23 protein-coding genes and 1 pseudogene are annotated in these 23,226 nt (G+C 68.1%); 19 read left to right on the forward strand and 5 right to left on the reverse strand.

Features of this window, described 5'->3' with window-relative positions; translation table 11 throughout:
* Positions 1-47 precede the first annotated feature (47 nt).
* The 3 genes from SBI80_RS03200 (at position 48) to manB (ending at position 3,120) form a co-directional block, all read left to right on the forward strand.
* Entirely contained in the window at positions 48-1,088 is a 1,041-nt protein-coding gene (locus SBI80_RS03200) for a cellulase family glycosylhydrolase (RefSeq protein WP_318972968.1), read from the forward strand.
* A gap of 61 nt (positions 1,089-1,149) precedes the next feature.
* The gene (locus SBI80_RS03205; protein ID WP_318972969.1) at positions 1,150-2,040 is read left to right on the forward strand and encodes a glycosyltransferase family 2 protein; all 891 of its coding nucleotides are present in this window, start codon (positions 1,150-1,152) and stop codon (positions 2,038-2,040) included.
* The gene (gene manB, locus SBI80_RS03210; RefSeq protein WP_318972970.1) at positions 2,041-3,120 is read left to right on the forward strand and encodes a mannose-1-phosphate guanylyltransferase ManB; all 1,080 of its coding nucleotides are present in this window, start codon (positions 2,041-2,043) and stop codon (positions 3,118-3,120) included. It abuts the gene before it with no gap.
* On the opposite strand, the gene SBI80_RS03215 is transcribed toward manB, so the two are convergent.
* From SBI80_RS03215 to cofD, 3 genes are read right to left on the reverse strand one after another with little or no spacing between them, the layout of a single operon-like run.
* The gene (locus SBI80_RS03215; protein ID WP_318972971.1) at positions 3,102-3,698 is read right to left on the reverse strand and encodes an NUDIX hydrolase; all 597 of its coding nucleotides are present in this window, start codon (positions 3,696-3,698) and stop codon (positions 3,102-3,104) included. The two genes, manB and SBI80_RS03215, sit on opposite strands and share 19 nt — an antisense overlap.
* Positions 3,695-5,053 carry a coenzyme F420-0:L-glutamate ligase gene (locus tag SBI80_RS03220; RefSeq protein WP_318972972.1) on the reverse strand — a complete coding sequence of 453 codons (1,359 nt, stop codon included), beginning with the start codon at positions 5,051-5,053 and terminating at the stop codon, positions 3,695-3,697. Before SBI80_RS03220 ends, SBI80_RS03215 begins: the two co-directional genes overlap by 4 nt.
* Positions 5,050-6,063 carry a 2-phospho-L-lactate transferase gene (gene cofD / locus SBI80_RS03225; RefSeq protein WP_318972973.1) on the reverse strand — a complete coding sequence of 338 codons (1,014 nt, stop codon included), beginning with the start codon at positions 6,061-6,063 and terminating at the stop codon, positions 5,050-5,052. Before cofD ends, SBI80_RS03220 begins: the two co-directional genes overlap by 4 nt.
* 430 nt (positions 6,064-6,493) lie before the next feature.
* On the opposite strand from cofD, the gene SBI80_RS03230 reads away from it, so the two are divergent.
* Positions 6,494-6,763 (forward strand): WhiB family transcriptional regulator, encoded by a 270-nt coding sequence (locus SBI80_RS03230; RefSeq protein WP_413232655.1) that lies wholly within the window; start codon positions 6,494-6,496, stop codon positions 6,761-6,763.
* Between the two features lie 20 nt (positions 6,764-6,783).
* On the opposite strand, the gene SBI80_RS03235 is transcribed toward SBI80_RS03230, so the two are convergent.
* A complete protein-coding gene (locus tag SBI80_RS03235; protein WP_318973663.1) occupies positions 6,784-7,206 on the reverse strand; it encodes a metallopeptidase family protein in 423 nt (140 codons plus the stop codon).
* Positions 7,207-7,338: 132 nt separating this feature from the next.
* Here SBI80_RS03235 and SBI80_RS03240 point away from each other — a divergent pair, with 132 nt between their 5' ends.
* From SBI80_RS03240 to SBI80_RS03260, 5 genes are all read left to right on the forward strand, one after another.
* Entirely contained in the window at positions 7,339-7,746 is a 408-nt protein-coding gene (locus tag SBI80_RS03240; RefSeq protein WP_318972974.1) for a DUF3499 domain-containing protein, read from the forward strand.
* A 142-nt stretch (positions 7,747-7,888) separates the two neighbouring features.
* Positions 7,889-9,286, forward strand: coding sequence for a phosphomannomutase/phosphoglucomutase (locus SBI80_RS03245; RefSeq protein ID WP_318972975.1), 1,398 nt, complete (start codon positions 7,889-7,891; stop codon positions 9,284-9,286).
* Entirely contained in the window at positions 9,283-10,356 is a 1,074-nt protein-coding gene (locus SBI80_RS03250; protein WP_318972976.1) for a TobH protein, read from the forward strand. Before SBI80_RS03245 ends, SBI80_RS03250 begins: the two co-directional genes overlap by 4 nt.
* Positions 10,357-10,360: 4 nt before the next feature.
* Positions 10,361-11,587 (forward strand): mannose-6-phosphate isomerase, class I, encoded by a 1,227-nt coding sequence (gene manA, locus SBI80_RS03255; RefSeq protein WP_318972977.1) that lies wholly within the window; start codon positions 10,361-10,363, stop codon positions 11,585-11,587.
* Between the two features lie 15 nt (positions 11,588-11,602).
* On the forward strand, positions 11,603-12,523 hold the full coding sequence (locus tag SBI80_RS03260; protein ID WP_318972978.1) for a cation diffusion facilitator family transporter: 921 nt from the start codon (positions 11,603-11,605) through the stop codon (positions 12,521-12,523).
* On the opposite strand, the gene SBI80_RS03265 is transcribed toward SBI80_RS03260, so the two are convergent.
* Positions 12,480-13,856 (reverse strand): FAD-dependent oxidoreductase, encoded by a 1,377-nt coding sequence (locus SBI80_RS03265; RefSeq protein WP_318972979.1) that lies wholly within the window; start codon positions 13,854-13,856, stop codon positions 12,480-12,482. The genes SBI80_RS03260 and SBI80_RS03265 overlap by 44 nt on opposite strands.
* Before the next feature lie 194 nt (positions 13,857-14,050).
* Between SBI80_RS03265 and SBI80_RS03270 the strand changes: the two genes are divergently transcribed.
* The 10 genes and pseudogenes from SBI80_RS03270 to lpqB all read left to right on the forward strand — a co-directional run bounded on the left by SBI80_RS03270 (position 14,051) and on the right by lpqB (position 23,221).
* The gene (locus SBI80_RS03270; RefSeq protein ID WP_318973664.1) at positions 14,051-15,289 is read left to right on the forward strand and encodes an alkane 1-monooxygenase; all 1,239 of its coding nucleotides are present in this window, start codon (positions 14,051-14,053) and stop codon (positions 15,287-15,289) included.
* Entirely contained in the window at positions 15,286-15,459 is a 174-nt protein-coding gene (locus SBI80_RS03275) for a rubredoxin (protein ID WP_318972980.1), read from the forward strand. The genes SBI80_RS03270 and SBI80_RS03275 overlap by 4 nt, the downstream gene beginning before the upstream one ends.
* Positions 15,456-15,641 carry a rubredoxin gene (locus tag SBI80_RS03280; RefSeq protein ID WP_029367840.1) on the forward strand — a complete coding sequence of 62 codons (186 nt, stop codon included), beginning with the start codon at positions 15,456-15,458 and terminating at the stop codon, positions 15,639-15,641. Before SBI80_RS03275 ends, SBI80_RS03280 begins: the two co-directional genes overlap by 4 nt.
* 25 nt (positions 15,642-15,666) lie before the next feature.
* Positions 15,667-16,338, forward strand: coding sequence for a TetR/AcrR family transcriptional regulator (locus SBI80_RS03285; protein ID WP_413232619.1), 672 nt, complete (start codon positions 15,667-15,669; stop codon positions 16,336-16,338).
* Between the two features lie 115 nt (positions 16,339-16,453).
* Positions 16,454-17,920 (forward strand): adenosylhomocysteinase, encoded by a 1,467-nt coding sequence (gene ahcY, locus SBI80_RS03290; protein ID WP_318972982.1) that lies wholly within the window; start codon positions 16,454-16,456, stop codon positions 17,918-17,920.
* 223 nt (positions 17,921-18,143) lie between these two features.
* Positions 18,144-18,302: pseudogene (locus SBI80_RS03295) on the forward strand (lipase family protein); the annotation flags it as partial.
* A 137-nt stretch (positions 18,303-18,439) separates the two neighbouring features.
* A complete protein-coding gene (locus SBI80_RS03300) occupies positions 18,440-19,069 on the forward strand; it encodes a dTMP kinase (protein ID WP_318972983.1) in 630 nt (209 codons plus the stop codon).
* Between the two features lie 56 nt (positions 19,070-19,125).
* Positions 19,126-19,812 carry a two-component system response regulator MtrA gene (gene mtrA, locus SBI80_RS03305; RefSeq protein WP_318972984.1) on the forward strand — a complete coding sequence of 229 codons (687 nt, stop codon included), beginning with the start codon at positions 19,126-19,128 and terminating at the stop codon, positions 19,810-19,812.
* Complete coding sequence (gene mtrB / locus SBI80_RS03310) at positions 19,809-21,458, forward strand: MtrAB system histidine kinase MtrB (protein ID WP_318972985.1); 1,650 nt, start codon at positions 19,809-19,811, stop codon at positions 21,456-21,458. The genes mtrA and mtrB overlap by 4 nt, the downstream gene beginning before the upstream one ends.
* Positions 21,459-21,469: 11 nt before the next feature.
* The gene (lpqB, locus tag SBI80_RS03315) at positions 21,470-23,221 is read left to right on the forward strand and encodes an MtrAB system accessory lipoprotein LpqB (RefSeq protein ID WP_318973665.1); all 1,752 of its coding nucleotides are present in this window, start codon (positions 21,470-21,472) and stop codon (positions 23,219-23,221) included.
* Positions 23,222-23,226 lie beyond the last annotated feature (5 nt).

The following is a 23,226-nucleotide window of genomic DNA, read 5'->3' on the forward strand; positions in this document are numbered from 1 at the left end:
TCACGGCGGCATCCTCGTCGATGCTTAGGTGCGGTAGCTTTCTGGGCATGACCAAACGTGCAACGGGACTGTTCGTGCGCGCGGCAGTGTGCGTGGCAGTCGTCCTCGGACTGACCGTGCCCGCGCCTGCGAACGCCGCGCCACCCTCCATCCCGGCAGCGGGTTACGGCTTCGGCGACGGGGCCCAGACGACGTGGCTCGGTGCGGGCGACGTCGACCGCGAACTCGATGCGGTCGCCAAGACCAACGCCAGCTGGTTGCGCGTCCTGGTGCCGTGGTCGCAGATCGAGACGGCCAAGGGCCAGTACGACTGGGGACAGACCGACATGGTGATCAACGCCGCCGCGGCGCACGGGTTGCGGGTGCTCGGCGTCATCGCGTTCACGCCGGACTGGGCCAAGCCGCCGGGCACCTACTTCACCACCCCGCCGGACAACACGGCCGACTACGCCGACTTCTCTCGGGCCGTGGCCACGCACTACGGGTCGAAGGTGTCGAACTGGCAGCTGTGGAACGAGCCGAACCTCCCGCTGTTCTTCGGCGGCGGCGTGCACAACGCCCCGAGGTACACCGAGCTGGTCAAGGCCGCCTATCCGGCGATCAAGGCGGTCCAGCCCAACGCCACGGTCGTCCTCGCCGGACTGAGCCGCCTGCCGGGTGACGAATCGCCGCCGGCGTTCCTGGACAAGGTGTACGCCGCCGGGGGCAAGGGCAGCTTCGACGCCGCGGCAGCGCACCCGTACGTCTTCCCGACGGGCCTGGCCGCCAACCCGGAGAACGGCTGGTCCGACGTCGGCGCCATGCACGACGTGATGGCCCGTAACGGTGACGGTGGCAAGAAGATCTGGATGACCGAACTCGGGGCGCCCACGTGCGACTGCGGTGACGGCGTCAGCCCGCAGGACCAGGCCAAGCAGATCACCGACGTATTGGCGGCCGCCGCAGCGACCGGATACAGCGGCCCGGCGTTCATCTACAGCATCCGGGACGTCGATTCCGCCAACCGCGGTGACCGCGAATCGAACTTCGGGGCGCTGCTGACGTCGGACTGGCAGCCCAAGTTCACCGCAGGGGTGCTCGCCCGCTGAGGTACTCGAGAAGGTGCACCGGCTGCCCTGACGGACGGCGGTCGCCATTACCCTCGACGCCGTGAGTGACGAATTGGTCGTGGTGACGGTGACGTATTCGCCGGGACCGCACCTGGACCGGTTCCTCGACACGTTGTCCCACGCCACCATCCGGCCCGTCACGGTCGTCATGGCCGACAACGGTTCGACGGACGGGGCGCCGGAGGCGGCGGTCGAGCGCCATCCCAACGTCCGCCTGCTGCCCACCGGCGGCAATCTCGGCTACGGCAGTGCGGTCAATCGCGCCGTCGCGGAGTATCTCGGCGGACAGATCCCGTCGGACCCCGAGTTCTTCATAGTCGCCAATCCCGACGTCCAGTGGGGCCCGGACAGCATCGACGCGCTCCTCGAGGCCGCCGCCCGGTGGCCGCGGGCCGGTGCGCTGGGGCCGCTCATCCGCGATCCCGACGGGTCGGTCTATCCCTCGGCGCGGCACCAGCCCAGCCTGATCCGTGGCGGGATGCATGCGGTCGTGGGACCGTGGTGGAAGTCGAATCCGTGGACCGCGGCGTACCGCCAGGAGCGAATGACACCCAGCGAACGACCTGTTGGCTGGCTGTCCGGTTCGTGCCTGTTGCTACGCCGGGACGCCTTCGATGCCGTCAAGGGCTTCGACGAGCGTTACTTCATGTACATGGAGGACGTTGACCTCGGTGATCGTCTCGAACGCGCGGGATGGCTCAACGTGTACGTGCCCGCCTCGGAGATTTTGCACGACAAGGGGCATGCGACGGGCCGAGATCCTGCCCGCAACTTGGCAGCCCACCACAGGAGCACCTACACTTTTCTCGCCGACCGGCATCCCAGATGGTGGGAGTCGCCGCTGCGGTGGGCCATCCGGGGGGCGCTCTCAGTCCGAGCGGGCCTGGTGGTCGGGAATTCTCGACGCAAGGCAGCGAAAGGACGGCGGTAAGTGGTGAATCCTGCTGAGGTGGACGCGGTCGTCCTGGTGGGTGGTCAGGGGACGCGCCTGCGCCCATTGACGCTGTCGGCGCCCAAGCCGATGTTGCCGACCGCGGGCCTGCCGTTCCTGACGCACCTGCTGTCCCGCATCGAGGCCGCAGGCATCCGCCACGTGGTGCTCGGCACGTCCTACAAGGCGCAGGTCTTCGAAGCCGAGTTCGGTGACGGTTCCAAGCTGGGCCTGGAGATCGAGTACGTCGTCGAGGACGAGCCGCGCGGCACGGGCGGCGGCATCGCCAACGTGGCCTCCAAGCTCCGCTACGACACGGCGCTGGTGTTCAACGGTGACGTGCTCTCGGGAGCTGATCTCGGTGCCCTGCTGGCAAGCCACGAGGAGCGCAACGCCGATCTGACGCTGCACTTGGTGCGCGTCGGCGATCCGCGCGCATTCGGTTGTGTGCCAACCGATCCCGACGGTGCCGTGACGGCGTTCCTCGAGAAGACCCAGGATCCGCCCACCGACCAGATCAACGCCGGCTGCTACGTGTTCCGGCGCGAGGTGATCGATCGCATCCCGACCGGTCGCGCGGTGTCGGTGGAGCGCGAGGTCTTCCCGGCGCTGCTGTCCGACGGCCTCAAGGTGTGCGGTTACGTCGACGCCACCTACTGGCGCGACATGGGCACCCCGGACGACTTCGTCCGCGGCTCGGCCGATTTGGTGCGTGGCATCGCGCCGTCGCCCGCGCTGAAGGGACACCGCGGCGAGGAACTGGTGCACGACGGCGCGGCCGTCGCACCCGGTGCCTTGCTGATCGGCGGCACGGTGGTGGGCCGCGGCGCCGAGATCGGCGCGGGTGCCCGGTTGGACGGTGCGGTGGTCTTCGACGGTGCGCGCATCGAGGCAGGCGCCGTGGTCGAGCGATCCATCATCGGGTTCGGCGCGCGAATCGGACCGCGGGCCCTGATCCGCGACGGCGTCATCGGCGACGGCGCCAACATCGGCGCGCGGTGCGAGCTGCTGCGCGGTGCCAGGGTGTGGCCAGGTGTGAGCATCCCCGACGGCGGAATCCGCTACTCCACCGACGTCTGAGACGTCGATGAGGCTGCGGACGTCTGAGACGTCGGTGAGGCCATAGCCGTCTGAGCCGCCCGGGCCAGCTGCGTCAGCCCGAAGTCCGATCCCGGCGGAAGCCCGTCGAGTGGCCACCAGCGCAGGTCCAGGGATTCGTCGCTGATCGCGATCTCGGCGCTCACCGGTGCCCGCGCGACGAACTGCACGTCGAGGTGGCGCGTCGGCACGCCCAGCGAGCACGTCAGGGCGTGCACGTGCAGCGCGGTCGGCAGCTCGTCGACGGTCAGCTCGTCGACGCCGGACTCCTCGCGGGCCTCCCGCAATGCCGCCGACGCGATGTCGGGATCGGATTCCTCGCAGTGTCCGCCGAGCTGCACCCAGCGGCCGAGCCGGGGATGCAGGGTCAGCAGGGTGTTCGTGCCGGTGTGGTCGAGCACCAGAGCCGAGGCCGTGACGTGGCCGGGGGCGCAGGCCCGCTGGCACGCGTCGGGCCTGGCCAGTACGAACGCAAGCACCGCCTGCCGCAGCGCGTCCTGGCCGGGATCGGTCGTCTCCCAACGGTTCAGCGTGTCGACGACCGATTCGTGCAGGCTCATCGGTAGACGAGCAGGCCGTCGGTGGGTACCGGCTCGCGCGGTTCGAGCGGCGTCTGCGGGTGCCCGATGGCGATGGCGCCGAGGGGTTCCCAGTCCGGCGGCAGCTCGAGACGTTCGCGAACGAGGTCGGCAGCGAAGATCGTCGAACCGATCCAGCAGCTGCCGACTCCGCGGACCGCCAGAGCCACCAGCAGCGCCTGCACTGCGGCACCGGCGGCCACGGTGAACATCGTGTGTTCGGCCGCCGTCCGTGCCGCGTCGGGGTAGGCGTGGGCGCCGTCGGGCACCATGAACGGGATGACGAGTTCGGGCGCGTCGTAGAGGATCTGACCCCGGCGCACGCGGCGATCGACGGCATCGGCGGGTCGTCCGTCGGCGAGTAGATCGGCCCGCCACGTCTCGCGCATGCCGTCGAGCAGGCCGACGCGCACCTCGCGATCGCGGATCCAGGCGAAGCGCACCGGCCGGGTGTGGTGCGGCGCGGGTGCAGTGAGAGCCTCGGCCACGGCGGCCTCGACGACCGCCGGGTCCACGGGATCGGCACTGAACTGGCGCACGGACCGACGCAGCAGTTGAGCATGCAACCGGCCCCGCTCGATCGCCTCGGCGGTGCCGAGCCAGAACAGGTCGTCCTCGCCCGCCCTGACGAGGGTGTGACCGTTGGTGCCGTCGTCGCGCGGGGACAGCCCACGGACCACGGCCACCGGGATGCCGGTTAGCTTGCCCTTGACGAGGTCTGCGGCGGCGGCGATCTCGTCGGCGACCGCGATCTCGGTGACCACCAGCTCGTTGCCGTGGACGTCGTGGGATCCGCCGTAGCCGTGCAGGACGGCCAGTCCGGCCGCACCGATGGCGGTATCGGTCTGGCCGTTGCGCCACGCCCGGCCCATGGTGTCGGTGATCACGATGCCTACGGTGACGCCGAGTAGCGCGCGCAGGCGTTCCCGCAGTGCCGCCGCGCTGCCGTCGGGATCGACTGGCAGCAGCGCCAACTCGGCCGTGTCGACGTTCGAGCCGTCGACGCCGGCAGCGGCCTGGATCAGGCCGATGGCGTTCTCCGTGATCAACGTCCGGCCCTTGCGGGCCAGCACCCGGACCGCCTCGGCGTCGACCAGTCTGCGACGCAACGCATCCCGTTCCTCGGGATCCGTCGGCGCGGCCACGATGCGCCCTTCGCTCTTGGAGAACACCTTGCTGGTCACCACGACGACGTCGTCGTCGCGAAGCCAGGGTGCCGCGGTGGCGATGGCGGCGGCGACGTCGTCGCCGGGCCGGAACTCCGGCAGCCCCGGCACGGGCAGGATCTCGATGGCGGCGGCGGCACCGTGTTCGGTGTTCTGCCCTGGTGCGTTCACGCGCCCGACCCGATGCCGGCGAGTTCGATTCCGTGGCGCACCATTTCGGCGGTGGCCTTCGGGTCGGTCATCAACAGCGGCACCGCGCGTACCTCGATGCCGGGGATCGTGGCCGAATCGCCCTCGGCGATGAGCCAGCCGTCGAGCAGCCCGGTGGCCGAGCGCGCGCCGAAGTGGGCTCCGACACCCTGCGAGGAGGTCTCCACCCCGATCACCGACAGGCACTCGTCGGCCATCCCGCGCAACGCCCGTCCCGCGACGATCGGGGAGTAGCCGATCACTGGCGCCGGCGTGGAACGAATAGCGCCGCGGATTCCCGGTACGGCGAGGATCGCCCCGACGCTGACGACGGGGTTGGATGGGGCGATCAGGACGACGTCGGCCTCGGCGATGGCCTGCAGCACGCCTGGCGCCGCGCTGGCCTTGTCGGCGCCGACGAATGCGAAGTCGTGCGTGGGGATTTGCGCGCGGTACCGCACCCACCACTCCTGGAAGTGGATGGCACGCCGGGAATCGGGCTCGGCACCTGGTTCGGGATCGGTTACGACCACGTGGGTTTCACTGCGGTCGTCGGTGACGGGCAGCAGGCGCGCGCCTGGCTGCCATCGCGCGCACAGTGCCTCGGTCACTTGGGACAGCGGGTATCCCGCCCTGAGCATCTGGCTGCGCACCAGGTGCGTGGCCAGGTCGCGGTCGCCCAGCCCGAACCAGTCGGGTTGCACGCCGTAGGCGGCGAGTTCCTCCTTGGCGTGCCAGGTTTCGTTGGCGTGGCCCCAGCCCCGCGTGGGATCGATACCTCCACCTAAGGTGTACATGCAGGTGTCGAGGTCCGGGCAAATGCGGACGCCATGCATCCACGCATCGTCTCCGACGTTGACCACGGCGGTTAGCTCGTGGTCGTGACCAGGGCCCGTTGCCGCGCCCGCGAATTGGCCGAGGCCAAGGTATTGCTGAACGCCGAGGAGGAAGCGCGCACCCCCGACGCCGCCTACCAGAACGGTGACTTTCACATCGATCGACACTAGGCGCTCCGGGGCCATCGTGTTTCACGGCGGGGGCCGAATTGGTCACGTTCGCGACACGCCAGGTAACCGACGCGCCGACATCTGGTCACGAGATGATATGAAAACGGCCCTTAGCGCTTGACCGGTGCAGCTAACCCGTGTCTAATCACATCAGTGTCATTTCCCGGTTCGCTTCCGGTTCCAGTGTCGCAGACCGAGATTCGATCACTTGTTCGAATGGGAGTGGCCGCGCGGGTTCGCGGCGGGGCTGGACAAACGGGAATTTCGAGAACAGGTAAGGAGGCGGAAGATGTCTTATGAGCACGTAGATTTCGATCGTGTCATCCGATTCGACAGTCGGATGCTCGGCTCAGTAGGCAACGAACCGCATACCGATACCGGGCCGTCGCAGGGTGGGGTGATTGGCCGTCCCCAGTTGAGTGTGGTCCCCGACCACCCGAACGCGTACGACGAGCCGGCAATCGACGACGAGCAATGGCAGGAACGCGCGTTGTGCGCGCAGACCGACCCGGAGGCGTTCTTCCCCGAGAAGGGCGGCTCGACCCGCGAGGCCAAGCGCATCTGCCTCGGCTGCGAAGTCAAGGACGCGTGCCTGGACTACGCACTCGCCAACGACGAGCGCTTCGGCATCTGGGGCGGGCTGTCCGAGCGGGAACGCCGGCGCCTCAAGCGCGGCATCATCTGATCCACCCCTGACCCCACGGGTCAGTCGTCGTCGATCGTCGGGTCGATGACGGAGGGCTCCACGCCCAAATACGTCGCCACCTGCGCGACCAACACGTCGTGCAGCAGGTCGGACAGGTCGATGGTGTCCTTGGCTCGACGTTCGATTGGCTTGCGAAACAACACGATTCGTGCGCGAGTGGCATTTCCCCTGACGTCCACCCCGGCAGGGATGAGCCGAGCCAGCGCGACCGGTCCGTCCGCGATCACCTCAGGCGGCCACTGCACGTTCTCCGGATCCTTGGGCGAGATGCGCGGAATCTCGTCGACCGCCACGTCCAGGCCAGAAACCCGCTCCTGCCACTGGCGCTCGATCGGCTCGTAGGCCTCGAGGACCGCCATGTCGAAGCGTTCGGCGCGGCTGCGCCAGCCCGGCACCGTCGGTGGCAGCAGGGGCCCGCGCATCTCGCGGCGACCCCGGTGCACGCGTCTGGGCTCCCGCTCGACCATTCGGCGATCGTAACGGTTGGGGATCGGCCGGTTGCGGGCTGCGCGTGTCGTGGGCAAGAGGCCCGCCCGCGCGATAGCCTCGTGTCCGTGAACGTTCCCCGTCGCTGCTGCAGGCCCGGGTGCCCGCACTACGCCGTGGCGACGCTGACCTTCGTCTACAAGGACTCGACTGCGGTCGTCGGTCCGCTCGCCACCGCCTCCGAGCCTCACTCCTGGGACCTATGTGTGATCCACGCTGGCCGGATCACCGCGCCACGGGGTTGGGAACTGGTCCGGCACGCAGGCCCATTGCCGTCGCATTCCGACGACGACGACCTGGTTGCGCTCGCCGACGCAGTGCGCGAAGGGCGCGATGCCGCGGTCGCCAGCGTGCCCGCCGGGTTCTCCGATCCCGGGATTCACGGCAATGCGCTGATGGCGCCGCCGGCCCCGCGATCGGAGCACAATGGCCGCAAGCGCGGGCACCTGCGGGTTTTGCCAGACCCCCTCGACTGACTCCCGAGGCCAACCCTCCATCACCCATCCCGTCGGATCGTGCGTTCGGGTCGGCCGGTGCGACCCACCGGAGTGACCCGTCGGCGGGACGACGGCCCAGCCGATAGGCTGGCGTTCACGAGTCCCCTTCACGAGGAGATCTATGTCCCGGCCCGCTGCGGCAGTCAACCGCGTCATCAAGGCGTATGACGTACGTGGATTGGTCGGCGAGGAGATCGACGAGCAGTTCGTCGCCGACGTCGGTGGCGCGTTTGCCCGCTTGGTGCGCGACGAGGGCGACCCTGGCGCGGATCGCGTGGTGATCGGTTACGACATGCGGGCCAGTTCGCCGGCGTTGGCGGCTGCGTTCGCCGAGGGCGTCGTCGCCCAGGGGCTGAACGTCACCCGGATCGGTCTGGCTTCCACCGATCAGCTGTACTTCGCCTCTGGTCTGCTCGATTGCCCCGGGGCCATGTTCACCGCCAGTCACAACCCGGCGGCCTACAACGGCATCAAGCTCTGCCGCGCCGGCGCCAAGCCCGTCGGCAAGGAGAGCGGGTTGACGACCATCAGCGACGAGGTGATCGCCGGCGTGCCGGGCTTCGACGGCCTGCCGGGCGCCATCGAGGACCGCGACGTACTCGCCGACTATGGCGACTTCCTGCGCTCACTGGTCGACATCGCCGGCTCCCGCCCGCTTCGGGTGGCCGTCGACGCGGGCAATGGGATGGGTGGTCACACCACCCCGGCGGTGCTCGGCCCGCTCGCACCGATCACGCTGCTTCCGCTGTTCTTCGAACTCGACGGCACGTTCCCCAACCACGAGGCCAACCCGCTGGATCCGGCCAACCTCGTCGACCTGCAGCGCCACGTCCTCGACACCGGCGCCGACATCGGGCTGGCGTTCGACGGGGACGCCGATCGCTGCTTCGTCGTCGACGAGCTCGGCCAGCCCGTGTCGCCGTCGGCGGTGACCGCGCTGGTGGCGGGCCGCGAACTCGGCAGGGAGATCGGCGCCACGGTGATCCACAATCTGATCACCTCCCGGGCCGTGCCCGAGCTCATCGTCGAACGCGGTGGCACCGCGATCCGTTCGCGCGTCGGACACTCCTACATCAAGGCGCTGATGGCCGAGTCCGGTGCGATCTTCGGTGGCGAGCACTCGGCGCACTACTACTTCCGCGACTTCTGGGGCGCGGACTCCGGGATGCTGGCCGCGCTGCACGTGCTCTCCGCGCTCGGCGAGCAGGACCGGCCGCTGTCGCAGATGATGGCCGACTACCAGCGCTACGAGGCGTCGGGGGAGATCAACTTCACCGTCGCCGACGCCCCCGGGTGCGTCGACGCCGTGCTCAAGTCCTTCGGCAGTCGCATCCAGTCCATCGACCACCTCGACGGCGTGACCGTCGACCTTGGTGACGGAACCTGGTTCAACCTGCGCACCTCCAACACCGAGCCGTTGCTGCGGCTCAACGTCGAAGCCAGGACTACCGAGGGCGTCTCGGCCATCGTCGACGCCGTCGCTGACCAGATCGCCTCCGTGAGTGGGACCGTCACATGAGTGCCGCGCACGCGACCATCGACCTCGACGACGTCGAAGGTCTGCTCGCAGCTGACCGTCACGGTTTGCTGCGGGCCGCTTCGATGGCGGGTGCGCAAATGCGAGCCACCGCGGCCGCCCTGGACGAGGGCGTGCTCGAACCGCTCCGCAGCGACCAGTTGCCCCGCACCGTGATCTGGGTGGCCAGCCGCGGTGCCGCCGAGGCGGCCGGTGCGATGCTGGCCGCCGCCCTCGGGGGTTCGACCGCGGCTCCGCTGGTGCTGGCCTCCGAGGTGCCGCCGTGGATCGGGGCGCTGGACATGTTGGTCGTCGCGGGTGACGATCCCGCCGACCCGGTACTGGTGTCCGCCGCCGCGAGCGGCATCCGCCGCGGTGCGCGCGTACTGGTGGTCGCCCCGGACGAAGGGCCGCTGCGGGAGGTGGCGGCGGGCCGGGCCGTGGTGTTGCCGCCGCGCCTGCAGGTCCCCGACGAGTTCGCGCTCGGCCGTTACCTGGCAGCCGGACTGGCCGCCGTGCACGTCGTGCTGCCTGGGACCAGCGTCGACCTCGCCGCCCTCGCCGATGCCCTGGACGCCGAGGCCTTGCGCAATAGCGCGGGTCGCGAATTGTTCACCAACCCCGCAAAGGCGCTCGCCGAGCGCATGTCGGGCTGCGACGTCGTTCTGGCCGGGGGCAACCCGGCGAGCGTGGCGCTGGCCAGACACGTGGCCGCGATCATGCTGCGGGTGGCCCAGCAGCCCGTGGCGGCCGTCGGCCTGGCGGACGTGTTGATGGCGTTGCGACGGGGATTGGCAAGCAGCCCAACAGATTACGAATCATCCATCTTCCATGACGAGGAATTGGATGGTCCGCTCCCCGCCAGGGTGCGAACCCTGGTCTTCGCCGCCGACGCCGAGCGACCCGCAATCGTCTCGACGCTCAGCGGCTACGACGACGTCGACGTCGTCAGCGCCGACGACGTGCCCGACGTGGTGACCCCGCGGCCCAGCGGTCGTCCCGAACAACAATTGGCGATGTTGGCGGTGCGCCTAGAGATGACCGCGGCGTACCTGAGATTGGTTCGAGGGTAGACGAGTGGACCTATTACGCGGCGCGCTGCGAACCTATGCATGGGGATCGCACACTGCCATTGCCGAATTCACGGGACGACCCAGTCCCACCCCGCATCCCGAGGCGGAGCTGTGGCTGGGCGCTCATCCGGGTGACCCTGCGTGGCTGGGCGACCACGGCCAGGGCCGGTCCCTTCTGGACACCATCACCGCCGACCCGGAGGGTCAGCTGGGTGCGGCGACGCGCTCCCGGTTCGGTGATGCCCTGCCCTTCCTGGCCAAGGTGCTCGCGGCGGACGAACCACTGTCATTGCAGGCACATCCAAGTGCTGCGCAGGCCGCCGAGGGTTTCGCTCGCGAGGATCGCCAGGGGATTCCCATCTCGGCGCCCACCAGAAACTACCGCGACCGCAGTCACAAGCCGGAATTGTTGGTGGCGCTGGGGCACTTCGAGGCTCTGGCCGGCTTCCGTCCGGTCGCGCGCAGCGTCGCCTTCCTCAAGGCCCTCGCGGTCGCCGACCTCGATCCCTACGTCAACCTGCTGGCCGGCCAGGCCGATGCCGACGGATTGCGGGCGCTGTTCACCACGTGGATCACGGCGCCGCAGGCCGATCTCGACGTCCTGGTGCCCGCAGTACTCGACGGAGCGGTCAACTACTTGCGTTCGGGAGCAACAGAATTCGCCGTCGAGGCGAAGACCACCCTGCAGCTCGGCGAACTGTATCCGGGGGACGCGGGTGTGTTGGCGTCGATGTTGCTCAACCGGATCACGCTATCGCAGGGGCAGGGCATCTACCTTCCCGCCGGCAATCTCCATGCCTATCTGCACGGCGTGGGCTTCGAGGTGATGGCCAACTCCGACAACGTGTTGCGCGGCGGACTGACACCCAAGCACGTCGACGTGCCCGAACTGCTGCGGGTGCTGGACTTCACCCCCACCGACGAGTCGATGCTGATCCCACGGACCCTCAGCGAGGGCATCGAACTCGTCTACGAGACCCCCGCACCGGAATTCGCGGTGTCGGTGCTGCGCCTGGACGGCCGCGAACTCGGTCATCAGATCGACGCTCCCGCCCGGCACGACGGACCGCAGGTGCTGTTGTGCACCGAGGGCTCGGTCGAGGTGCACGCCAAGTCCAGCGTGCTCTCACTCGAACGTGGTGCGGCGGCCTGGGTGGCCGCCGACGACGGTCCGATCCGGTTGGTCGCCGATCAGCCGGCCACGCTGTTTCGGGCAACCGTCGGCATCTGACGAAGGGGCTGCGACATGTCCGCGTCCGGTAGCAAGCGCGCCATCATCGCAGCACTCTCGGCGAACGCGGGCATTGCCGCCGCCAAGTTCGTCGGATTCATCATCACCGGTAGCTCGTCGATGCTCGCCGAGGCCGTGCACTCGGTCGCCGACACCTCCAATCAGGGCCTGCTTCTGCTGGGGCAACACGAGGCCGGCAAGCAGGCCGACGCGTTGCATCCGTTCGGATACGGGCGCAGCCGCTACTTCTACTCGTTCGTCGTGGCGCTGGTGTTGTTCACCCTCGGCGCCGCCTTCGCCCTCTACGAGGGGTACGAGAAGGTGGTGCATCCGCACGAGCTGACCTCGCCGGTCGTGGCCATCGCCATCCTCGCGGTGGCAATCTGCCTGGAGTCCTACAGTTTTCGGACCGCCATGGTGGAGTCACGGCCGTTGAAGGGAACCGGCGGATGGTGGAGTTTCATCCGGACCTCCCGCAATCCCGAGCTGCCGGTAGTGCTACTGGAGGACACCGGCGCGCTCGTCGGATTGGCGTTCGCACTCGTCGGCGTCGGCTTGACGATGCTCACCGGCAACCCGGTCTGGGACGGCATCGGCACCCTGTGCATCGGGGCGCTGCTGGCGGTGATCGCCGTCATCCTGATGATCGAGATGCACAGTGCGCTCATCGGTGAGGGCGCGACGGCACACGAGGATCGGGCGATCCGTGCGGCGCTGGAACGGACCCCCAACGTGGACCGGCTGATTCATCTGCGCACGCAATACCTCAGCCCCGACGAGATGCTCGTCGGCGCCAAGATCGCACTGGCGCCGGGTTCGGACCTGGCGACCGTCGCGGTGACCATCGACGCCGCGGAGGCCGCGGTGCGTGCCGCGGTGCCCACGGTCTCGATCATCTACTTGGAACCGGATCTCGATCGCGCGCCGAAGACCTGAACCTCTCCGACAGCATCAGCCGCATGTTGTGCCGAATGGTGCGTCCCACCAATCGCGCCGACGGCACCATGTAGAGGCTGTCCAGGAGGCTGAAGCGGCGCAAGAACCATTCGGCCAGAACGGGATCGGTCTCCGCGGCACCCAGGAACTGGTCGAACAACCCGCCCACCGGTTTGTACCACCAGCGGGCGTCGCCGGTGGCGTTGTGCAGGCTCAGATCGCCGATCGCCGTCATGGCCCACACCGGCCAGGTGGTCTTGGCGGTGGCCTTGGCCAGGCGGCCCGCGACATCGGGTGCGCCCGACCGCAGCACCTCCTGCAGGTTGCCGGCCTGGATCGACGTCATGGTCATGCCCTGACCGAAGGTCGGGTTGAAACTGACCACCGCGTCGCCGAACGGAATGATGCCGGCGGGGAAGCGGTCCATCTTGTCGTAGCGCCGCCACCGGCTCGTGGGGTAGGCGTGGAAGGCGACGTCACCGACGGGTTCGCCCTGGCGAAGGGCGACTGCCACATGGGCAGGAAGGATGTCGTCGGCGAGCGCGCACATGCCGGCGAAGTCGTGTGGCGGCTCGACCTTGCCCGTGCCGAACGTCGTCAGACCCCAGAGACCGTCCTCGTAGAGGAGCATGCCAAGTCCCACGGGTTTCGCGCGATTGGCGCCCGCGACCACCACCTTCTCCTTGATCAAGCCGGCCGGAATGCTGACCTGATGGGTGGCGTACTTGATTCCGACGTCGACGGTGTCCTCGGCCGGCCGGCCGTATCCCCACTGTTCGAGCCAGACCGGTAACCGGGTGCCGCGCCCGGTGGCGTCGACGACCAGGTCGGCCGGTATCGCGCTGGATTCGTCACCGGCCTCCAGCAGAACGCCGGTGACGCGCTCCGCGAGGGGGTCGAATCGTGGCTCGGCCACGCCTTGGCGCACCAACTCGACGTTTGGTATTGCCAGCGCGCGCCGGCGAATCTGCCACTCGAGGTGGGGGCGGCTGGGTACGTAGGCCGTGAATTCGTCGCGCAGCGTCGTCTGCGTGCCCAGGAGGTGGCCCGCGGCGCCGAAGGAGATGCAGTCGGGCCGGTTCTCCAGGATGGGCACGCCCTCGGCGACCATGCCGTCGAGGAGTCCTGGAAACAGGCCCTCGAACTCGCTGGCGCCCCGCGCCATCAACAGGTGCACGTGCCTGCCCTGCGGCACCGCCGCCCGGTTGGCCGGTTCGTCGGGTAATTCGTCGCGTTCGAGGACGATCACCCGGTCGAAGTGGTCCGACAGCACGCGAGCTGCGCACACGCCGGCGATGCTCGCACCGATGACCACTGCGCTCGTCGGCCCCATGCCCGGACCGTACCCAGCAGCGCGGTCACCAAACAGGTCTCGGCCGATGTCGTCACGCACTCGTCATGGCTTCATGATGACAACGCCCATGGCTTTACAAAACCATATTCTGTGTCTAGACAACCGACAAAAACGGAGTTATGGTCAAGCCAGGCAAGTGACCACCATCACGAAGGGGAGTGGCTGACGTGGCAATGGAGCTATCAGACGTCCAAGAGGGGACCGGGAGTCCCGCGGAGGCATGGCGAGACAAGAAGCGGTACCTGTGGCTGATGGGCCTCATCGTGCCCACCGCGGTGCTCGTCATGCTGCCCGTCGTGTGGGCGCTCAACCAGCTTGGCTGGCATGCCGCCGCGCAGGTGCCCTTCTGGATCGGCCCGATCCTGGTGTACGTGGTGCTGCCGCTGCTGGATCGGCGATTCGGCCCCGACGGCGAGAACCCGCCCGACGAGGTGATGGCGCGACTGGAGAACGACAAGTACTACCGGTACTGCACCTACAGCTTCATCCCGTTCCAGTACCTCACGGTCGTGCTGGGGGCCTACCTGTTCACCGCGTCAGACCTGGGTTGGCTCGGTTTCGACGGGTCACTGGGCTGGCCCGCGAAGATCGGCCTGGCCCTGTCGGTCGGCATGATGGGCGGCGTCGGCATCAACACCGCGCACGAACTGGGGCACAAGAAGGATTCCCTGGAACGCTGGCTCAGCAAGATCACCCTGGCACAGACGTGCTATGGCCACTTCTTCATCGAACACAACCGCGGACACCACGTCCGCGTCGCCACCCCGGAGGATCCGGCGTCGGCCCGGTTCGGGGAGACCTTTTGGGAATTCCTGCCGCGCAGCGTCTGGGGAAGCCTGAAGTCGTCGTGGGAGTTGGAGGCCCAGCGGATGCGTCGGCTGAACCGCAGTCCCTGGCACCCGTCCAACGACGTGCTCAATGCGTGGGCGATGTCGATCGTGTTCTACGGCGTGCTCATCGCGGTCTTCGGCATCGCACTCATTCCGTACGTGGTCATCTCGGCGGTGTTCGGTTTCACGCTGCTGGAGACCGTGAACTACCTCGAGCACTACGGACTGCTCCGGCAGAAGACCGTCAACGGACGCTACGAGCGGTGCGCACCCCAACACAGTTGGAATTCAGACCATTTGGTGACCAACCTGTTCCTGTACCACCTGCAGCGGCACAGCGATCACCACGCCAACCCGACACGCCGCTACCAGACGCTGCGCAGCATGGACGGAGCGCCGAACCTGCCCAGCGGGTACGCCTCGATGATCGGTCTCACCTACTTCCCGCCCCTGTGGCGCAAGGTGATGGACCATCGCGTCATGGCGCACTACGACGGTGACATCAGCCGGGTCAACGTGCATCCGCGGGTCCGTGACCGAGTGATGGCCGAGTACGGCAGCGGTGAGGCAGTGGCCTCGTGACGGCCTACCGGTGTCCTGGTTGTGACTACGTCTACGACGAGTCGGAAGGTGCTCCGCGAGAGGGATTTCCGGCGGGCACGGCCTGGGACCAGGTGCCCGACGACTGGTGCTGCCCCGACTGCGCGGTCCGGGAGAAGGTCGATTTCGAAGAGGTGGGAGCATCGGCATGAGTGAGCCGTACAAGCTATTCGTCTGCGTGCAATGCGGATTCGAGTACGACGAGGAGAAGGGGTGGCCGGAGGACGGTATCGCGCCGGGCACCCGCTGGGACGACATCCCCGACGACTGGAGCTGTCCCGACTGCGGCGCGGCCAAGTCCGACTTCGAAATGGTCGAGATCGCCCGTCCGTGACGCGTGTGACCGAAGCGACGGGGCGATGACCGTTACCCTCACGCATGTGAGTACTTCGGCCGGTCCGGGAGAGGGGGAGCGGTCCATCCGTGCGCCTCGGGTGCCCTACGCCGAAGCGTCGCGGGTGTTGCTGCGCGGATCCATCCTCGACGGCATGCGGGAGCTGCTGCTCGACCGTGACTGGTCGGCCATCACGCTCTCCGACGTCGCCAAGGCGGCCGGCATCAGCAGGCAAACCATCTACAACGAGTTCGGCTCACGCCAGGGCCTGGCCGAGGGGTACGCGCTGCGGCTGGCCGACCGCCTGGTGGACGCCGTCGACGATGCCATCGGCGGCAACGTCGGCAACGTCTACGCAGCCTTCCTCGAGGGCTTCCGCGCCTTCTTCGCCGAGTCTGCGTCCGATCCGCTGGTGATTTCGCTGCTGACCGGTGCGGCCAAGCCCGACCTGCTGCAGATCATCACCACCGACAGCGCGCCCATCATCACGCGGTGCTCGCAACGGTTGACGTCGACGTTCATGGACAGCTGGGTGCGCGCCAGCGCGGAGGACGCCGGAGTGCTGGCCAGAGCTATCGTCCGGCTGGCGATGAGCTACGTGTCGATGCCCCCGGAGGCGGATCATGACGTGGCCCGTGACCTGGCCCGTTTGATGACACCGTTCGCCGAGCGATACGGTGTCATCGACGCCTCTTAGCTGGCAGAGCGCTTTGGCCGCCTGTCCCGCGAGTCCGCAGGCTTTGGGTGTCGCCGGCGCACATCTGTGCGCTCATGGGCATTTCTGAAGCAAGAACGAACGAAGTAGGGGCTACATGACTGCATCCACACTGACCGCCGACGTCCGCAACGGCATCGACTTCAAGGTCGCCGACCTGGGACTAGCCGAGTTCGGTCGCAAGGAGATCCGGCTGGCCGAACACGAGATGCCCGGCCTGATGGCGCTGCGCCGCGAGTACAGCGAGGTGCTGCCGCTCAAGGGTGCACGCATCTCCGGATCACTGCACATGACCATTCAGACCGCCGTGCTGATCGAAACGCTGGTGGCGCTGGGCGCCGAGGTCCGTTGGGCCTCGTGCAACATCTTCTCCACCCAGGATCACGCGGCCGCGGCCGTCGTCGTCGGCCCGCACGGCACCCCCGAGGAGCCCAAGGGCACCCCGGTCTTCGCCTGGAAGGGCGAGTCGCTCGAGGAATACTGGTGGGCCGCCGAGCAGATGCTCACCTGGCCCGGCGAGCCGGCGAACATGATCCTCGACGACGGCGGTGACGCCACCATGCTGGTGCTGCGCGGGGCGCAGTTCGAGAAGGCCGGCGTCGTGCCGCCCACGGAGGACGACGCGTCCGACGAGTACAAGGTGTTCCTGGCGCTGATCCGCGAGCGTTTCGAGACCGACAAGACCAAGTGGACCAAGATCGCCGAGTCCGTCCAGGGCGTCACCGAGGAGACCACCACCGGCGTGCTGCGGCTCTACCAGTTCGCCGCCGCGGGTGAACTCGCCTTCCCGGCCATCAACGTCAACGACTCGGTCACCAAGTCCAAGTTCGACAACAAGTACGGCACCCGCCACTCGCTGATCGACGGCATCAACCGCGGCACCGACGTCCTCATCGGCGGCAAGGCCGCGCTGGTGTGCGGTTACGGCGACGTCGGCAAGGGCTGCGCCGAGGCGCTCAAGGCTCAGGGCGCGCGCGTGGCGGTCACCGAGATCGACCCGATCAACGCGCTGCAGGCGCTGATGGACGGCTTCGAGGTCAAGACCGTCGAAGAGGCCATTGGCTGGGCGGACATCGTCATCACCGCAACCGGCAACCAGGGGATCATCACCCTCGAGCACATGCGGTCGATGAAGCACCAGGCGATCCTCGGCAACATCGGCCACTTCGACGATGAGATCGAGATGGCCCGCCTGGAGCGCGACGAGGACATCCGCCGCATCAACATCAAGCCGCAGGTCGACGAGTTCGTCTTCCCGGACGGGCACTCGATCATCGTGCTGAGCGAGGGCCGGCTGCTGAACCTCGGCAACGCGACGGGCCACCCGTCGTTCGTGATGAGCAACAGCTTCTCCAACCAGGTCATCGCGCAGATCGAACTGTGGACGAAGAACGACGAGTACGACAACGAGGTCTACCGCCTCGCCAAGCACCTGGACGAGAAGGTCGCCAAGATCCACGTCGAGGCACTCGGTGGGTCGCTGACCAAGCTCACCAAGGAGCAGGCGGAGTACATCGGTGTCGACGTCGACGGCCCGTACAAGCCCGAGCACTACCGCTACTAAGTAGTCACGACGACAGAGCCCCTGGCACCTCGTGTGCCAGGGGCTCTTCGCATCTCCGGTCGGCCGGGTGGGCGCAACGTCAACCCGTTGGCAGCAAGATGTCTTGCGGGACGGCCGTTTCCGCGATCGTGATCGGTGTTGCCGTACCCGTCGTGTACGTCGAGGCGCTCTGTTACGGTTCGGCCCAGTGCGACGCATCCCGGGTTTCCCGCTGGCGCTGCTGCTCGGCGCCATCATGGCGACCGGCACGCGAATCATGTACCGCAACAACGATGCTCGCGGCAATCCGATCGCCGTGACGGGCACCTACTTCGAGCCGTCCGCGGACTGGCCGCGGCGCGGGCCGCGTGGCCCCGAGATGCGGGCGCCCGCGCCTGCTGGCCGATGCGGTCGGATCGGGGCGGCGCCGGACGGCCCATCGGTCTTCGCGTATTCCCCATCGGCGCTCCAGGGGGGCGGGACGCACCGGTTACGCTCGCCGCAGGCAGCAGTGGAGCGAACACGGGGGATGTGACGGGCGTGCTCATCGCGATCGAAGGCGTGGACGGCGCGGGCAAGCGCACGCTCACCGAGGGACTGCGCGCGGCCTTCAACGTGGGCGGCGTGACAGTCGCGCAGCTGGCCTTTCCCCGCTACGGACAGTCCGTGCACGCCGATCTCGCCGCTGAGGCGTTGCATGGCGAGCACGGTGACCTGTCGGCTTCGGTCTATGCCATGGCGACCCTGTTCGCCTTGGACCGCTGTGAGGCCAAGGCGGAGATCGACCGGCTGCGCGCGGCCTACGACGTGGTCATCCTCGACCGCTACGTCGCCTCCAACGCGGCCTACAGCGCAGCGCGAATGCATCAGGGGGTCGACGGGGACGTCGTCACCTGGGTGGGGGAGCTCGAGTTCGGTCGATTCGCCGTGCCCGCCCCGGATTGGCAGGTGTTGTTGGCGGTCCCCACGGAGCTGGCGGCCGAGCGCGCGCGCCGACGCGAGGAAGGCGACGCTGCCCGCACGCGTGACGCCTACGAACGCGACGACGGTTTGCAGCGTCGTACGGGGGACGCCTACGCCGGGTTGGCCGCCGCGAATTGGCATGGGCGATGGTTGGTGGCGGGTCCCGACGTGGTCGCCGCGGACCTGGCGCGTGCGCTGGCCGGGTGATCTGCAGGCAAAACGCCGCGTGTGGTAACCGGGGATTGTCGCGATCTGGTGACACGATGGACACCATGAGGCAAAGGATTCTGGTCGTCGACGACGATCCGTCGCTCGCCGAGATGTTGACGATCGTCCTGCGGGGCGAGGGCTTCGACACCGCGGTCATCGGAGACGGCAGCCAGGCGCTGACGGCGGTCCGTGAATTGCGGCCCGATCTGGTGCTGCTGGACCTCATGCTGCCAGGCATGAACGGCATCGACGTGTGCCGCGTGCTGCGGGCCGACTCCGGCGTCCCCATCGTCATGCTGACGGCCAAGACCGACACCGTCGACGTGGTGCTCGGGCTGGAATCCGGGGCCGACGACTACGTGATGAAGCCCTTCAAGCAGAAGGAACTCGTGGCCCGGGTGCGGGCGCGATTGCGCCGCAACGACGACGGCCCGGCCGAGATGCTGTCGATCGCCGACGTCGAGATCGACGTGCCGGCCCACAAGGTCACGCGCAACGGCGAACAGATCTCGCTGACGCCGCTGGAGTTCGACCTCCTGGTGGCGCTGGCACGCAAACCGCGGCAGGTGTTTACTCGGGATGTGCTGCTCGAACAGGTGTGGGGTTACCGGCATCCCGCCGACACCCGTCTGGTGAACGTGCACGTCCAGCGGTTGCGCGCCAAGGTCGAGACTGATCCGGAGAACCCGCAGGTGGTGCTCACCGTTCGAGGAGTGGGGTACAAGGCCGGACCCCCGTGATCTGGGGATCCCGGCGTCGTATCCGGAGCCGATCGGCCCCGATGTTGCGGGGTCTCGGCACTCTTGGTCGGGCCCTGAGCTTTGCGTGGCGCCGGTCGCTGCAGCTGCGAGTGGTCACGCTGACCATCGGGTTGTCCCTTGCCGTCATCATGGTGCTTGGCTTCGTGCTGACCAGTCAGATCACCGACCGGATCCTCGAGATCAAGGTGCGGGCGGCGACCGAGGAGATCGAGCGGGCGCGCACCACCGTCAGCGGGATCGTGGGCGGTGAGGAGACCCGCTCGCTGGACAGCAGCCTGCAGCTGGCCCGCAACACGCTGGTCGACCGCAAGGCCGACTCCGGTGCCGGGTTGGCGGGCGCGTTCGACGCGGTGCTGGTCGTGCCGGGTGACGGCCCGCGCGCGGCAACTGCGGCCGGACCGGTGCAACAGATCCCGGGGGCCCTGCGCGACTTCGTCAAGGCCGGCCAGGTCAGCTATCAGTACGCGACGGTCAACACCGACGGCTTCTCCGGCCCGGCGCTGATCGTCGGGAGTCCGACGTCGTCTCCGGTCACCAATCTCGAGCTGTACCTGATCTTTCCGCTGAACAACGAGGAGAGCACCATCGCGCTCGTGCGCGGGACGATGGCCACCGGTGGCATCGTGCTACTGGGTCTGCTCGCGGCGATCGCGCTGCTGGTGGCCCGGCAGATCGTGCTTCCGGTGCGGTCGGCCTCGCGCATCGCCGAGCGGTTCGCCGAGGGACATCTGACCGAGCGGATGCCGGTGCGCGGCGAGGACGACATGGCCCGGCTGGCGGTCTCGTTCAACGACATGGCCGAGAGCCTCTCGCGCCAGATCACCCAGCTCGAGGAATTCGGAAACCTGCAGCGCCGCTTCACCTCCGACGTCAGCCACGAACTTCGCACCCCTCTGACGACGGTGCGCATGGCCGCCGACCTGATCTACGACCACAGTGAGGACCTCGAACCCGCCTTGCAACGCTCCACCGAGCTCATGGTCAGCGAACTGGACCGATTCGAGACGCTGCTCAACGACCTCTTGGAGATCTCCAGACACGATGCCGGCGTCGCCGAGTTGTCGGTCGAGTCCGAGGATCTGCGCCTCACCGTGGAGAGCGCGCTGGAGAACGTCGGGCACCTGGCCAAGGACGCCTCGGTGGACCTGATCGTCGACATGCCCGCCGAGGCCGTCATCGCCGAGGTCGATTCGCGCCGGGTGGAACGCATCCTGCGCAACCTCATCGCCAACGCGATCGATCACGCCGAGCGCAAGCCGGTCCGGATCCGGATGGCCGCCGACGAAGACACGGTCGCGGTCACGGTGCGCGACTACGGTGTCGGGTTGCGCCCCGGTGAGGAGAAGTTGGTGTTCAGCCGGTTCTGGCGTTCGGATCCGTCGCGCGTGCGACGTTCCGGGGGCACGGGGCTCGGGCTGGCCATCTCGATCGAGGACGCCCGATTGCACCAAGGCAGGCTCGAGGCGTGGGGTGAACCCGGCAAGGGGGCGTGCTTCCGGTTGACGCTGCCGCTGACGCGGGGCCACAAGGTGACGGCGAGTCCGTTGCCGCTCAAGCCGATTGGACCAGACCGGCCTGCTCTGCGTGCGGCGCGCGACCGCGAGCCCGCGGGAGACCGCACGTGAGACCGTCCGCGGTGGCTGCGCTGCTGCTGGCGATCGCGCTGGTCCTGGCCGGATGCGCCGGGGTACCGAGTTCGTCGGCGCCGCAGGCTCTGGGCACCATGGACCGTCCGGCACCGCCGAGCCTGCCCACCCCGACACCCGACATGGATCCCGACATCCTGTTGCGTGAATTCCTCAAGGCCACCGCCGATCCCGCGAATCGTCACCTGGCTGCCCGCCAATTCCTCACCGAGTCGGCCTCCAGCGGGTGGGACGACGCCGGCAGTGCGTTGCTCATCGACCGCGTCGTCTTCGTGGAAACCCGGGGCCCCGACCGGGTTTCGGTGACCATGAAGGCCGACATCCTCGGATCGCTATCGGACATGGGCGTATTCGAGACGGGTGACGGTGCCCTGCCCGACCCCGGCCCGATCGAGCTGGTGAAGACCTCCGGCGGCTGGCGCATCGACAAGCTACCCAACGGTGTGTTCCTCGACTGGCAACAGTTCCAGGCGACCTACAAGCGCAACACCCTCTACTTCGTCGACCCGACCGGTAAGACCGTCGTCCCCGATCCGCGTTACGTGGCGGTGGCCGATCCGGACCAGCTGGCCACCGAATTGGTCAGCAAGCTCATCTCCGGGCCCCGCCCGGAGATGACGAACACCGTGCGCAACCTGCTGGGTCCGCCCCTGCGCTTGCGGGGTCCGGTCACCAGATCGGACGGCGGAAAGACCGGGGTAGGCCGAGGTTACGGCGGGGCGCGCGTCGAGCTGGACAGTCTGTCCACCACTGATCCGCACTCGCGCCAACTCCTTGCCGCGCAGATCATCTGGACGCTGTCGCGGGCTGGGGTGAACGGGCCCTACGTCATCAACGCCGACGGTGCCGCGTTGGACGACCGATTCGCGGAGGGCTGGAACACCTCCGACGTGGCCGCGACCGACCCGGGCGCCGATCCAGGAGCGGCGGCCGGTCTGCATGCGCTGGTAGGCGGGTCGTTGGTGTCCCTGGACGGGCAGCGCGCGCCGAAGGTTCCTGGCTCGTTCGGGGACCTTCCCGGACAGACGGCCGCCACGCTGTCGCGCAGCGGTCAGGAGGCGGCTTCGGTCGTCATCCTGCGGCCCGGCGCGCCCGACATGGCGTCGTCCCTGTGGATCGGCCAGGTCGGCGGTGATGCCTCCCAGGCGATCGATGGTCGCACGCTGTCACGCCCCAGCTGGTCGCTCGACGACGCGATTTGGGTCGTGGTCGACGGCAACAACGTCGTGCGCGTCATCCAGGAGGCGGCGTCGGGTCAGCCGGCGCGCATCCCCGTCGACGCCACGGCGGTGTTCACGAAGTACCCCGGCCCCATATCGGAGCTGCAGCTCTCACGCGATGGCACGCGCGCTGCGATGGTGATCGCCGGGCAAGTCATCCTCGCCGGTGTCGAACAGACCCAGGGCGGCCTGTACGCGCTGACCTATCCCCGGCGTCTCGGCTTCGGTCTCGGCGACACCGCGGTGTCGCTGTCCTGGCGCACCGGTGACGACATCGTGGTGAGCCGCACCGACACTCAGCACCCGGTGTCCTACGTCAACCTCGACGGGGTGAACTCCGACGGCCCCAGCCAGAACCTGCTGGCGCCGGTCTCGACCGTGGCGGCGAACCCGTCGACGCTATACGTCGCCGATCAGCGGGGCGTGCTGCAGCTGTCGGGATCGGCCGCCGAGAACGACCTGATGTGGACCGAGGTACGGCCGTTGATGGTGCCGGGCGCCACCCCGGTGCTGCCCGGCTGACGGTT

Source organism: Mycolicibacterium sichuanense (assembly GCF_033741125.1).
GTDB lineage: Bacteria > Actinomycetota > Actinomycetes > Mycobacteriales > Mycobacteriaceae > Mycobacterium.

What these genes read in the sequence shown, in the direction of transcription:
- SBI80_RS03200 (WP_318972968.1), top strand. Translation starts at nt 48, where the DNA reads ATGACCAAACGTGCAACGGGACTGTTCGTGCGCGCGGCAGTGTGCGTG.
- SBI80_RS03215 (WP_318972971.1), bottom strand. Translation starts at nt 3,698, where the DNA reads ATGAGCCTGCACGAATCGGTCGTCGACACGCTGAACCGTTGGGAGACG.
- SBI80_RS03235 (WP_318973663.1), bottom strand. Translation starts at nt 7,206, where the DNA reads ATGCGCGGGCCCCTGCTGCCACCGACGGTGCCGGGCTGGCGCAGCCGC.
- SBI80_RS03245 (WP_318972975.1), top strand. Translation starts at nt 7,889, where the DNA reads ATGTCCCGGCCCGCTGCGGCAGTCAACCGCGTCATCAAGGCGTATGAC.
- SBI80_RS03250 (WP_318972976.1), top strand. Translation starts at nt 9,283, where the DNA reads ATGAGTGCCGCGCACGCGACCATCGACCTCGACGACGTCGAAGGTCTG.
- SBI80_RS03260 (WP_318972978.1), top strand. Translation starts at nt 11,603, where the DNA reads ATGTCCGCGTCCGGTAGCAAGCGCGCCATCATCGCAGCACTCTCGGCG.
- SBI80_RS03265 (WP_318972979.1), bottom strand. Translation starts at nt 13,856, where the DNA reads ATGGGGCCGACGAGCGCAGTGGTCATCGGTGCGAGCATCGCCGGCGTG.
- SBI80_RS03270 (WP_318973664.1), top strand. Translation starts at nt 14,051, where the DNA reads ATGGAGCTATCAGACGTCCAAGAGGGGACCGGGAGTCCCGCGGAGGCA.
- SBI80_RS03280 (WP_029367840.1), top strand. Translation starts at nt 15,456, where the DNA reads ATGAGTGAGCCGTACAAGCTATTCGTCTGCGTGCAATGCGGATTCGAG.
- SBI80_RS03285 (WP_413232619.1), top strand. Translation starts at nt 15,667, where the DNA reads ATGACCGTTACCCTCACGCATGTGAGTACTTCGGCCGGTCCGGGAGAG.
- ahcY (WP_318972982.1), top strand. Translation starts at nt 16,454, where the DNA reads ATGACTGCATCCACACTGACCGCCGACGTCCGCAACGGCATCGACTTC.
- mtrA (WP_318972984.1), top strand. Translation starts at nt 19,126, where the DNA reads ATGGACACCATGAGGCAAAGGATTCTGGTCGTCGACGACGATCCGTCG.